The sequence below is a fragment of the Arthrobacter sp. TB 23 genome, from assembly GCF_000294595.1.
Lineage (GTDB): Bacteria > Actinomycetota > Actinomycetes > Actinomycetales > Micrococcaceae > Arthrobacter_D.
In genome coordinates, this window is record NZ_ALPM01000022.1 from 1 (window position 1) to 11,419 (window position 11,419).

General features: G+C 61.9%; 12 protein-coding genes (1 of these 12 cut by a window edge). 7 read left to right on the forward strand and 5 right to left on the reverse strand.

Features of this window, described 5'->3' with window-relative positions; all coding sequences use genetic code 11:
* Positions 1 to 33: 33 nt before the first annotated feature.
* Complete coding sequence (locus B384_RS0102665) at positions 34 to 891, forward strand: polyphosphate kinase 2 family protein (RefSeq protein WP_019481601.1); 858 nt, start codon at positions 34 to 36, stop codon at positions 889 to 891.
* A 52-nt stretch (positions 892 to 943) separates the two neighbouring features.
* Here the strand turns inward: B384_RS0102665 and B384_RS0102670 are convergent, their stop codons facing one another.
* Both B384_RS0102670 and xseA read right to left on the reverse strand, forming a co-directional pair.
* Positions 944 to 1,195: an exodeoxyribonuclease VII small subunit gene (locus B384_RS0102670; protein ID WP_019481602.1), complete on the reverse strand. Its 252-nt coding sequence runs from the start codon at positions 1,193 to 1,195 to the stop codon at positions 944 to 946.
* Complete coding sequence (gene xseA, locus B384_RS0102675; RefSeq protein WP_019481603.1) at positions 1,192 to 2,541, reverse strand: exodeoxyribonuclease VII large subunit; 1,350 nt, start codon at positions 2,539 to 2,541, stop codon at positions 1,192 to 1,194. Before xseA ends, B384_RS0102670 begins: the two co-directional genes overlap by 4 nt.
* Positions 2,542 to 2,713: 172 nt before the next feature.
* On the opposite strand from xseA, the gene B384_RS17500 reads away from it, so the two are divergent.
* Complete coding sequence (locus B384_RS17500) at positions 2,714 to 3,583, forward strand: hypothetical protein (protein ID WP_019481604.1); 870 nt, start codon at positions 2,714 to 2,716, stop codon at positions 3,581 to 3,583.
* A 62-nt stretch (positions 3,584 to 3,645) separates the two neighbouring features.
* Positions 3,646 to 4,731 (forward strand): 4-hydroxy-3-methylbut-2-enyl diphosphate reductase, encoded by a 1,086-nt coding sequence (locus B384_RS0102685; RefSeq protein ID WP_019481605.1) that lies wholly within the window; start codon positions 3,646 to 3,648, stop codon positions 4,729 to 4,731.
* A gap of 8 nt (positions 4,732 to 4,739) precedes the next feature.
* Here B384_RS0102685 and B384_RS0102690 read toward each other — a convergent pair whose 3' ends face one another.
* Positions 4,740 to 6,023 (reverse strand): DNA recombination protein RmuC, encoded by a 1,284-nt coding sequence (locus B384_RS0102690; RefSeq protein WP_019481606.1) that lies wholly within the window; start codon positions 6,021 to 6,023, stop codon positions 4,740 to 4,742.
* 86 nt (positions 6,024 to 6,109) lie between these two features.
* On the opposite strand from B384_RS0102690, the gene ychF reads away from it, so the two are divergent.
* From ychF to B384_RS0102710, 4 genes are all read left to right on the forward strand, one after another.
* Entirely contained in the window at positions 6,110 to 7,195 is a 1,086-nt protein-coding gene (ychF, locus tag B384_RS0102695; RefSeq protein WP_019481607.1) for a redox-regulated ATPase YchF, read from the forward strand.
* 323 nt (positions 7,196 to 7,518) lie between these two features.
* Entirely contained in the window at positions 7,519 to 8,142 is a 624-nt protein-coding gene (locus tag B384_RS0102700; protein WP_019481608.1) for a nucleotidyltransferase domain-containing protein, read from the forward strand.
* Positions 8,139 to 8,540 (forward strand): hypothetical protein, encoded by a 402-nt coding sequence (locus tag B384_RS0102705; RefSeq protein ID WP_019481609.1) that lies wholly within the window; start codon positions 8,139 to 8,141, stop codon positions 8,538 to 8,540. Before B384_RS0102700 ends, B384_RS0102705 begins: the two co-directional genes overlap by 4 nt.
* Positions 8,541 to 9,097: 557 nt before the next feature.
* Complete coding sequence (locus tag B384_RS0102710) at positions 9,098 to 9,910, forward strand: aldo/keto reductase (protein ID WP_035747951.1); 813 nt, start codon at positions 9,098 to 9,100, stop codon at positions 9,908 to 9,910.
* Between the two features lie 939 nt (positions 9,911 to 10,849).
* Here B384_RS0102710 and B384_RS20970 read toward each other — a convergent pair.
* On the reverse strand, positions 10,850 to 11,086 hold the full coding sequence (locus B384_RS20970; protein ID WP_237715212.1) for a hypothetical protein: 237 nt from the start codon (positions 11,084 to 11,086) through the stop codon (positions 10,850 to 10,852).
* Between the two features lie 179 nt (positions 11,087 to 11,265).
* On the reverse strand, positions 11,266 to 11,419 hold the end of the coding sequence (locus tag B384_RS17505) for a saccharopine dehydrogenase family protein (RefSeq protein ID WP_237715213.1). Its footprint extends 671 nt past the window's final position; 154 of the gene's 825 nt are visible here — the last part of the coding sequence; its start codon lies off the right edge, out of view; the stop codon is at positions 11,266 to 11,268.

Consider the following 11,419-nt stretch of genomic DNA (forward strand, 5'->3'; position numbering starts at 1 on the left):
TACAAGCCATAAATCGCTTCTGGAAGGAACACTATGACGCCCGCAACCCCAGCGTTTGAGACCAGCCCCAGCAAGGCCCTGCTGGTGGGGCCGGATATCGACCTCGCCTCGATCGATTCCCGCTCCACCCCCGGATTTTCGGGGGGTAAGAAAAAGGGCCGGCTCAAGCTGGACGCTGAGAACGCGGAGCTGTCGGAGCTTCAGGAGAAACTCTTTGCCGAAAGCAGGTTCGGCAGCGAGGTCTCGCTACTCGTGGTGCTCCAGGCCATGGATACTGCGGGAAAGGGCGGAATTGTCCGCCATGTGGTGGGGGCAGTCGATCCGCAGGGCGTCAAGCATTACGCATTCAAGGCACCCACGGCCGCAGAGAAGCGCCACGACTTTCTTTGGCGGATCAAGAAACAGTTGCCCGGTCCCGGAATGATCGGCGTCTTCGATCGCTCCCACTACGAAGACGTACTGATCCAGCGGGTGCGCGGATTGGCGAAGCCATCGGTGATCGAGGAGCGCTACGACGTCATCAGGGATTTCGAAGCGTCGCTGGTGGAATCAGGAACACGCATCATCAAGGTAATGCTCCACATCAGTCCGGAGGAGCAGAAAGCTCGACTGGCGGAACGGCTTGAACGCAAAGACAAACACTGGAAGTACAACACCGGCGATCTGGACGAACGCGAGTTGTGGGACGAGTACCAGGCCGCCTATCAACTGGCGATTGAGCGCACGACCACCCCTGAGGCGCCGTGGTTTGTGGTTCCCGCAGACCGGAAGTGGTACGCACGGATGGCTGTTCAGCAACTCATCATCGACGCGCTTCAGGATATGCAACTCAGTTGGCCGAAAGCCCAGTTCGACGTCGAAGCCGAGCAGGCACGCCTCGCCCAGTCCTGACCGACGTCCCCACCAGCCAACCCGCCCGGCCGTCCTTGGTCGTGGTGACTAGCTAGCCGGTTTGCTCGGCTTTGTCGCGGGCCGCCGCGAGACGTTTCTTGGCCCCCTCAAGCCAGGATTCGCAATGATCGGCTAGCGCCTCGCCTCGTTCCCATAGGGCCAGGGAACGTTCAAGGGTCACTCCGCCGGCCTCAAGCTGGCTGACGACCGAGACGAGTTGCTCGCGTGCCTGTTCGTACGACAATTTGCTGACGTCTTGATCTGCTGTCGGGTCGTTGGCAGCAGATCCGGTGGGCTGGCTCATGGGGTGTCCTCTGGATTGGTGATGTGGGGGTGGCTGGATGCGAGGGTTGAGGCGGCGAGTTCACCGCGCGCCAGACGGATCTTGAGCAGGGACCCGGGAGGAGTCGACGCGGCATCCCGCGCGATGGACCCATCCTCAAGCTGGACCACCGCGTAGCCGCGGTCGAGGGTGTTCTGCGGAGAAAGTGACCGGATCTGGGAACGAAGGTGGTGCACTCGGTCCGTGTCGCGCGAGACGGCCGACGACACCGCGAGCCGGGCGCGCCCTCGTAACCTCTCAACGTCATCCACCCGTACCGACACCATCCCCTCAGGCTGGGCCAACACTGGCCGCGAACGGAGGTGGGTGAGCCGCTCGGTTTCCCTTGCAACGAGCGTTCCAATGGCCCGGGAGAGTTGCGCCCGAGACTGCCGGATCCGTTCGAATTCCTCAGCGACGTCGGGAACCACGCGCTTGGCTGCATCGGTGGGGGTGGACGCACGGAGATCCGCCACCTCATCAATCAGTGGTCGGTCTGCTTCATGCCCGATTGCGCTCACCACTGGAGTCCGGGCCGCTGCTACCGCCCGGACCATCTCTTCACTGCTGAACGGCAGAAGGTCTTCGAGTGAGCCGCCACCCCGGGTAATGATGATGACGTCCACAGTGGGCATGGCGTCCAATTCGGCCAGTGCCGCGGTCACCTGGCCGACGCAGCCAACCCCCTGAACCGCGACCTCCCGGATCTCGAACTCGACGGCCGGCCACCGCAGGCTGGCGTTTCGTAGTACGTCCTTCATCGCGTCCGAACCGCGCCCGGTGATCAACCCAATCCGGTGGGGGAGCAGAGGGAGGGGTTTACGGAGCCGTGCGGCGAACAGACCCTCGGCGGCGAGTGACTGCCGAAGCCGTTCAATCCGCGCCAACAGGTCACCGAGGCCCACCTGCCGGATCTGCCACGTCTGCATGGATAGGCGCCCGGTCTTCAGCCAGAAGTCAGGCTTCAGTTGGGCCACCACACGTGAACCGTGTTCGAGCGGCAGGTCCAGGCGGGACAACACGTTGCCGCGGATCGTCAACGGCAGCGACACCTCGGCGTCGACATCCCGTAGCGTCACGAAACACATATTGGACCGGCGGTTCACTTCAATAATCTGCCCTTCAACCCAGGCGGCCGGAGCGCGTTCCAGATGAGCCTTCAACTTCTCGGAGAGCAGGTGAAGGGGCCAGGGCCGCTCGGCCGTTGTTTCGGCCGCGGTGGCAGGAAGAGTCGTGGGCTGAGATGGGTTTACACCAGCCAGGTCCTGGCTCTGGAGGCGCACACCGTTGGAACCGTTGCGCGGCTGCACCGCGCCGTCGTCATTCATCAGTTGACACTCCCAACGCTTGTGGCTGGAACAAGGCGTGGCGTTGCACCTTGTTCCCTTCATGTTTATCAGCTTGCGCCCCCGGCCGGGTCCACACAGACTCGGTGTGGAGGAAGAGTCCAGCTGGCCGGGGCATAATCAATACTTCTCTCACTACAAGGCAGGACAGAATATGCGGACGTTTGGTGCGGCGTTTTTCACGCTGGTAGCGCTGGTGCTGGCCGGGATTGCCCTGCCGGGTGCCTGGATCGACAGGAACTTCGTGCAGGTGGACGGTTTCGTTGAGCTGGCCGGACCGCTTGGCTCTGATCCCGAGTTTCAGGCGCAGCTAACGTCAGCCCTAGCCTCCGAAGCCACCGCAAATGCTGGACTTCCCGAGGCCCTGACCGGCATTGTTGAACCGCTCATCGCGGAGGCGGCGGGCAACGTCGTTGGCCTGCCAGGCTATCCAGCGGCATGGAATGACACGTTGCAGCGGTCGCACGAGCTGAGTTTCCCGGCCGACGCCGACGTGTTCAACGGTGTTGACTCGCCCGAACCCGTAAGGCTCGATCTCGCCCCGGTTCTCGCCCTCGCCCTTGAGGAAGTGGGGACAAGACTGGGGGTAGACGTCCCGGCCCCGGAGCAGACCCTGGTGGAAGTCGCTTCACCGGAGCGGCAAAGCACTGTGGGCCAGCTTGCGGCCGTCGCGGGGCTGTGGCCGATACTGGGTGCCGGCGCGGTGGTGAGCGCACTGAGCGCCCTTGGGCTAGCCCGACGGCGGAGCACAACCCTGGCGTTCCTGGGCCTGGGCACGGCGGCCCTCGGGGTGCTCTACTGGGCGGGGGTCCGGGCCGCGCCAGAGATTCTGGAACGGGTGCGGGCCGAGCGCGGGGCATCTGAAGGTTCCATCTCCGCCCTGTTTCAGGACGGTTTGGTAGCCCGGGCCGCGGAGGTCAGCGAGCCGCTATGTCTGGCGGTCATCGGAGTGGGAGTGGTGTTGCTCCTGGTAGGGGTAGCATCCCGGCTGATCAGCGGCGGTCGAAGAACAACCGTGGCTTAGCTCTCAGCGGATCAGGGCCAGCTGTCTCGGGTCAGAGGGCCCACAACCGTTAGCATTGAGGGATGACCAGCACAGCAGTCTCAGTGCCCATGCCCTCGGTGCCCAGGAGGCGGCGCTCGCCTGCCGAGATCGACGCCGCGCAGCCCGTGTCGGGGGGACGCAAAGTCCTGCTCGCTGCACCGCGCGGCTACTGCGCCGGAGTGGACCGGGCCGTAATCGCCGTCGAGAAAGCTCTCGAACACTACGGCGCGCCGGTGTACGTGCGCAAACAGATTGTTCACAACCTGCACGTGGTCTCCACGCTTGAGGCCAAGGGTGCCATCTTTGTGGAAGAGAACGAGGAGGTACCCGAGGGTGCCCTGGTGGTCTTTTCCGCCCACGGCGTCTCGCCAGCAGTGATCCAATCGGCAGCAGACCGGGGGCTGCGCACCATCGACGCCACGTGCCCTCTGGTGACCAAGGTCCACAAGGAAGCGGTCCGCTTTGCGAGGGACGATTTCGACATCCTGCTGATCGGTCATGAGGGCCATGAGGAAGTAGAAGGCACCGCGGGGGAAGCCCCGGAGCACATCCAGATCGTCAACGGTCCGGAGGATGTGGACAAGGTGACGGTCCGCGACCCCGACAAGGTGATCTGGTTGTCGCAGACCACCCTTAGCGTCGATGAGACGATGCTCACCGTCAACCTGCTCAAGGAACGCATCCCCACCCTGCAGGACCCGCCGAGTGACGATATTTGCTATGCCACCTCCAACCGGCAGGCAGCGATCAAGAAGATCTCACCCAGCTCGGATCTGGTGATCGTGGTTGGTTCAGCCAATTCCTCCAACTCGGTACGACTGGTCGAAGTGGCCCTCGAATACGGCGCGAAGGCCTCTTACCGGGTCGATTTTGCGAACGAGGTGGACGAGAGCTGGTTCGAGGGCGTCTCAACCATTGGTGTCACATCGGGTGCATCTGTCCCCGACAATCTGGTCCAGGATGTATTGCGTCTCCTCGCAGACTATGGGTACGGCGACGTCGAGGAAGTGGTCACGGCCGAGGAGGACATCATTTTCTCGTTGCCCAAGGAAATCCGCGCCACCCTCAAGGCGATGGGGGATTCCACCAGCGGCATCGGTGGCAGGGGACCCCGGCCCAAGCGCTGAGGCCCGTCCTACGCGCTGCGGCGGTCGCCGTCGTTCCCTGACGCGTTATCCTCAAGCAGCTCGGGTGCGCTCAGGAGCCGTGGTGTTGACTCCACCGCTGGTACCCGGAGCGTGCTGGACGGCTGCGCCGGATCGGTCGACGAGCCGTCCAGGGAAGCGGAATCGAAGTCGTTGATGCGGCGGGCCGTTGGCAAGACCCGTGATTCAAGGGTTCCCACAAACGAGTTGTATTTCTCCACCGACGATTTCAGTGAATTGCCGAGCCTGGTCACGTGCTCTCCCATGGTGCCTAGCCGGTCATAGAGCTGCCGGGACAGGTCAAACAGCTCTTTGGCATTTTCGGTCAGGACATCCTGCCGCCAGCTGTACGCCGCACCTTTCAAAATGGCCAGAAGCGAAACCGGTGAGGCTAGTGCCACGTTGCGGGTGAAGGCGTAATCGAGAAGGCCGGGATCTGCGCGCAGCGCCGATGAAAGCACCGACTCTACGGGAATGAAACACACCACCAACTCCGGCGTGTTCTCCACGCCCTGCCAGTACCGCTTTCGTGCCAAGGCATCAATGTGGGCCCGCAGCGCTTTGGCATGCTGCTGCAGCAGGATCTCGCGCTGGCTGGCCGGCTGGCCGTCTCCACCGTCGGATCCCTCGGGCAACTCCTGGGCGTCAAGGAACGCAGCCAGCGGCACCTTCGCATCCACTACCAGCTGTTTACCACCGGGCAGCTGAACGATCATGTCGGGCCTGGCTGAGGTGTCTTTGGCGCCAGCGCTGAGCGTGATGGTTGTCTGCTCCAGGAAGTCGACGCGGGGCAGCATTCCTGCCGCCTCCACCACCCGTCGAAGCTGTACCTCCCCCCACTGGCCGCGGGCGCTGTTGCTCCGCAGTGCAGCCGTCAGCGAATGCGTGGTGGATAGGAGTTGCGCGTCCGAGTGCCGTGCCTCCCTGAGTTGTTCGGCGAGTTGCCCGAACTGCTCCACCCTGTCGCGTTCGAGGATCCCCACCTGAGACTGGAGATGAGTCAGCTTGTCGGCCACCGGTGCCAGCGCACGCAAGACCGACTGATCACCCGCTGACCGGGAGGTGAGCTCACGGTTTTGGGCGACCAGCATCCGGTTTTCCGCTGTTGCAGTAGCCAACGCGGCGTTGGTGCTCCCCAGACGCTCGCCGACGTCGTCGAGCTCCTCTGCCAAACGCTGCACCTTGAGCCGTGCCGCCCAGGCGACACCCACCGCCCCGAGGATTGCGCCGATGAGCACCGACAATACGATCAAAACCACAATGAATCCGTCCATGCCACCACCATCTCAGTCAGCACCGACATTCTGGTTCACCCGCCGCGGCGCGGTGGAAGCTGGGGCAAACGGTAGACTCTATTCCCGTGGCTCTTACTATTGGCATCGTCGGACTGCCCAACGTCGGCAAATCAACCCTATTCAATGCGCTCACCCGCAACAATGTGCTTGCTGCGAACTACCCGTTCGCGACCATCGAGCCGAACGTCGGGGTGGTGAGCCTGCCTGACGCACGGCTTGGCAAACTGGCCGAAATCTTCGGGTCGCAGCGCATTCTGCCAGCCACCGTTTCTTTCGTTGACATCGCAGGGATCGTCAAGGGCGCGTCGGAGGGCGAGGGACTGGGAAACCAGTTCCTGGCCAACATCCGTGAGGCCGAGGCTATTGCTCAGGTAATCCGCGTGTTTGACGATCCCGATGTGATTCACGTTGACGGCAAGGTCGATGCTCGTTCCGACATGGAGACAATCAATACCGAGCTGATCCTTGCTGACCTCCAAACCCTTGAGAAAGCCATTCCCAGGGTTGAGAAGGAAGTCAAGATCAAGAAGCGGGAACCGGCGCAGCTCGCAGCCATGGTTGCCGCGCAGTCGGTGCTGGAACGCGGCGACACCATTTTCGCCTCGGTCGCCAAAGACAAGCTGGAGATGGAACATCTTCGCGAACTGAGCTTGCTTACCGCCAAGCCCTTTATCTACGTCTTCAACGCCGACGATTCTGTCCTGGGTAACGAGGAACGCGAGGCCGAGCTCCGTGAACTCGTGGCGCCCGCCGACTGCATCTTCCTCGATGCCAAGCTGGAGTCAGATTTGGTCGAGCTGGACGAGGAGGAGGCTCGCGAAATGCTCGAGATGAACGGCCAGAGCGAGTCCGGTCTCGATCAGTTGGCGCACGTCGGTTTCCATACCCTCGGCCTGCAGACCTATCTGACAGCCGGCCCCAAGGAAACCAGGGCGTGGACCATCACCAAGGGCGCGACCGCTCCCGAAGCTGCGGGAGTCATTCACACCGACTTCCAACGCGGCTTCATCAAGGCAGAGGTGGTCTCCTTCGACGATCTGGTGGACGCCGGATCGATGGCTGAGGCCAAGTCCCGCGGCAAGGTCCGCATTGAGGGCAAGGAATACGTTATGGCCGACGGCGACGTCGTGGAGTTCCGATTTAACGTCTAGTTATGTTTGGATCACCTGAGCCACACAAGGACGCCGTGCAAGACACTTTAGCTCCTGGGTGACGCGTTGATAGGCCCATTAGTATGGGTCCTCGCGCCCTGCTGGAGTGCCGCGCACAATTTGGGAACCGAATGGGGTGCGCCTAGGGCCCGGCGCTCCATTGAACCCAGCGATCCTTGGATGGCTTAGTTCCTCTGGGCTGCTGGGCAGTTTTTTTGAGGTGACTTACTCGTCTACTTTCGTGGACATTCGTCTACTTTCGTGGACATTCGTCTGTTTTTTTGAAAGACTATCCCTGTCCCGGAGCGCAGAGAGGAGCGAGAATGCGCCTGCAAAATCCGTTCGCAGTCGTCAGTACAACCGGCCTCGATTCTCAAGTACTTACTGTGCTGGCTCGAACCGAACAGTACCTTTCAGTTCACCAGATCCACCAGCTGTTGCCCGAGGAAGGATCGCCTCAAGGTGTACGCAAGTCCGTGGTTCGGCTTGTGGAACAGGGTGCAGTTCTGGAACGTGCGACGGGCCGAAGTTATGCCTACGCGTTGAATTTGGACCATTTGCTGGCGGAGGCCATTCAGGCTATCGCCAACGCAAAGAGCGAGCTGCTTTCCAGGATGAGTCAGATTATTTCCGAGTGGCGGATCCAACCGCTCACCGTAAAGATCTTCGGTTCAGCTGCCCGTAACGAGATGCGCGCAGACAGCGACATTGACCTCCTCGTCGTCATGCCAGACTCGGCGATAGAAGACGCTGTAGAAGACTCAGTGCGTCGACTTGCCGCCCAGGCGACCCTGTGGACCGGCAACGACGTGCGCCCCCTTGTTTACCGAAGTTCAGAAGTGCGGCCAGCGAGCATCTTCAACTCTATCCTCGAGGATGGTATCGACATCGCGGGAGACCCGTCCTGGCTTCGCAAACAACTCCGAAGAGACAAGGCCCGTACATGACTCCGAAGGATGTCAGCACCAGAACCGTCGCAGCCGACAAGATGGTCCAGCAAGGCCGACTTGCCAAAGCCAAGCAGTTCCTGCAGGTAGCAGACGATGCTCGGGAACTCTCCGACGGAGAGGACGTCGCGGATGCTTGCGTGACCCTGTACGTTCATGCCGGAATCGCGGCTGCAGATGCAATCTGTGCTGGCGCGCTAGGGAAACATGCCAAAGGCCAAGACCACCAGGATGCGATCGCCTTGCTCGCCTCGGTAGATAAGCAAGCTTCCAACTCGCTCGGTGTCCTGCTTGGAATGAAGACCCGGGCCGGTTACGGACATGACCCCATCAGCGGGACCAAGCTCACTAGCGCCGAGCGGGCGGCTCGATCGCTGGTTGAGAAAGCATCACTGTAGGGGCCGCCTGACACAGAGGTGCAAGGTTTGCCGTTACGGTCAGGGGCTCCGACACCCATCGCGCGCACCTAACAAGTGTGCTGACTCGGCTTGATCTCTCCAGAGATTCAATTCTCCCGACCCCTCGCAGTCGCGCACTGCCCTGATCGTGGTCCAGAAGGTTGCAGGCTCCACTTGGACCCGCGCCGCCGGTAGAGGTTGCTCGGCTACAGAACGTGGTGGAATTTAGATTCAATCTTTAGCTCGATATACCTACGGTCGTTGTAGAAATAACCGGATTTGCTGGCCTCGACGGGGAGCATCGGTGATTGTCACGACAACTCAATGATCGAGTCGTTTCGGTCGCGGATGCAGGTCGAGCTCCTGGACCGATAGAAGGGGAACACCCGGGTCGAACTGGCAAACGCGATGTTCGACTACCTCCAGATCTGGCACAACCGTAAGCGCCGTCATAGCCAGCTGGGTCTGTTGCATCGATTGGTGGCATTTTAACCTGATCCATAGTTTGGTTTCCATCAGACCTCGCTAGTTGATGGCCCTGATTGTAGCGTTGGTGTGTGATTACTTTTCCGGACGGCACTGTGGTTCCTGCTCTGGGGCAGGGAACGTGGAACTTGGGTGACTCTCCTGCCAGCCGGAACGCTGAGATCCTGGCGCTGCGCACAGGTATCGATCTGGGTCTGACCGTGATCGATACCGCCGAAATGTACGGTAATGGGCGCAGTGAGGACCTTGTCGAAGAAGCCATCAGGGGTAGGTCCGATGAGGTTTTCCTGGTGAGTAAGGTCCTACCCTCGAACGCCTCCGCATCAGGGACGATCGAGGCCTGTCATGCAAGCCTGAACCGTCTGGGCACTGACTGCCTGGACCTGTACCTCCTGCATTGGCGGGGAAGATTCCCATTCGAGGAGTCCGTCGCAGCGTTCGAGTCCCTCATCGAAGAGGGCTCGATCCGTGCGTGGGGGGTGAGTAACCTCGACACCGACGAGCTCCAGAGTTTGCCTGAAGGGTGCCAGACCGATCAGGTGCTGTACAACCTGACCCGTCGCGGTCCGGAGTTCGACCTGATGTCATGGTCCGCTTCGACGAAGATGCCCTTGATGGCCTACTCGCCCGTGGAGCAGGGACGACTACTCGGCAATCCGGCTCTGATACAGATCGCACGTGAGCTTGGCGCGACGCCCGCTCAGGTCGCTCTGGCGTGGACGATGCGCACCAGCAGCGTGCTCGCGATCCCGAAGGCTTCGACCGCCGAGCACGTGCTCGAGAACGCGGCCGCCCGCGACCTTCACCTCAGCGACACCGATCTCGAGCGCCTCGATCGCGCGTTCCCGCCGCCGACACACCCAGGACCCCTCGAAATGCTTTGATACACGTTGGCTTCGGGACCACCGCCAACCCGGCCCCTCAATGTTGTGAGTCATGACGTTCCGGCGCTTGATGATCCGGTGAGCACTAGCTCTGCTAGCTGTAGTTCACGCCACGAGCCAGTCTCGGGGTTCGTACTGCGACCGCACAGCACCGTGGCTTCCGGACAGGGGGTGAAGGATGTCGCTATCTGAGGTGATTCGGCTACGGAACGTGGTGGAGTTCCGCTTCAACGTCTAGGCGGGTCCCGGGTCCAATCTCAGTCGTCCGACAGCCGCTCGGTCAGCTCGTCGAGGAAGCTTCCGGCTTCGCTTTGGGACGGATCGTCAGAGGATGCCCGGTTTATCGCCCCTGGAGGACTTTGGCAGTCTGAGCCACGTCCCCTTTGCTGTCAGCGAGCACAAACGCGTTCTGAACTGCCCGCCCAACCGGCTGAGCTCGGGAGGTGAGGTCTCCGCAACCGCATCCCGGAAGAAGCGAAGCCAGTGGCCAGCCGGGTCGACGAGTCTGAATCCGCTTAGCCCGCCGGCGTTCCTGCGGGCGCGCGGTCGTGTGATCCGGGGGAAGCCCCTAAATCGGCAGTTTTCCGTGGGCCTCGCTGAGCCTCGCGGCGAACTCCTCCCAGATCTAGCCTGTGTCGTCGACGATGACGAGGCAGGAGCTGTGCGAAGACTCTGGTGTGTGACCGTCCAGTCCGTCCACATTGGGAACTACCGCATTATCTACACCGTCAACGGCACCGGGGTAGGAGCGTCAAGTCTCGTTCGGCTGTGGTCTTTGAATAGGAGCATCTCAATAACTCGGGCAGCGGTCTCAAGGTCTGCAGCAATAGTCACTACCTAAAGGACAGCGGAAGGATCCAGCAGGGGGCCGGTGACTGGTTTCTGGGTCCACGCAAAATCCCTACACAATTAAGCACGACCAGTGCACCACTTCCTGTGTCAGGTGAGGGAAATGACCTCGTAGGTATGGCCTGCCTCACGCAGCCGCTCAACCAGGACGTTGCCGAGGGCGGTCGCCGGGGTCAGCGATCCTGCGGCGGGCGGCAGGCGGTCGCCGTCGAGGGCAAGTGAGAGCGCTGTCTCCCCGGCCATCACGGCGGTGGCGGCGTAGCCAGGGTCGCCGGCGGCGGCTGCGATGGCCCGGTACCGCCGGCCGCTCTCCGTGGAAGCATTCACCTGGGAATGGAACCAGCCTGAGCGCCGCACGGCCTCGCTCGGGCCAGCACCGGGCGACGGAAGGACGCGGTCCAGTAGTTTCCTCGTGAAAGGTAGGGTCAGTGCGGCTCCAAACAGCCGTATGCCAAGCGCCGTCGCTCCGGCGATGACGGCGCCGACGGGCCCCCGCCCCATACCCATCACTTCGCCGTACCGCAGCGACCTACCGTAGGCCCAACCCTGCAGGGCATTGCTGCGACGTACGATCCGCGTGTTCGCCGACGCCATGATGAAGGGCGCGGCCCACAGGCCGTCCTCCGAACGGCCGACCCACCCCAGATCCGGCGGCTGCCG

Coding starts and splice junctions, on each gene's coding strand:
- B384_RS0102665 (WP_019481601.1), top strand. CDS start 34: ATGACGCCCGCAACCCCAGCGTTTGAGACCAGCCCCAGCAAGGCCCTG.
- B384_RS0102670 (WP_019481602.1), bottom strand. CDS start 1,195: ATGAGCCAGCCCACCGGATCTGCTGCCAACGACCCGACAGCAGATCAA.
- xseA (WP_019481603.1), bottom strand. CDS start 2,541: ATGAATGACGACGGCGCGGTGCAGCCGCGCAACGGTTCCAACGGTGTG.
- B384_RS17500 (WP_019481604.1), top strand. CDS start 2,714: ATGCGGACGTTTGGTGCGGCGTTTTTCACGCTGGTAGCGCTGGTGCTG.
- B384_RS0102685 (WP_019481605.1), top strand. CDS start 3,646: ATGACCAGCACAGCAGTCTCAGTGCCCATGCCCTCGGTGCCCAGGAGG.
- B384_RS0102690 (WP_019481606.1), bottom strand. CDS start 6,023: ATGGACGGATTCATTGTGGTTTTGATCGTATTGTCGGTGCTCATCGGC.
- B384_RS0102700 (WP_019481608.1), top strand. CDS start 7,519: ATGCGCCTGCAAAATCCGTTCGCAGTCGTCAGTACAACCGGCCTCGAT.
- B384_RS0102705 (WP_019481609.1), top strand. CDS start 8,139: ATGACTCCGAAGGATGTCAGCACCAGAACCGTCGCAGCCGACAAGATG.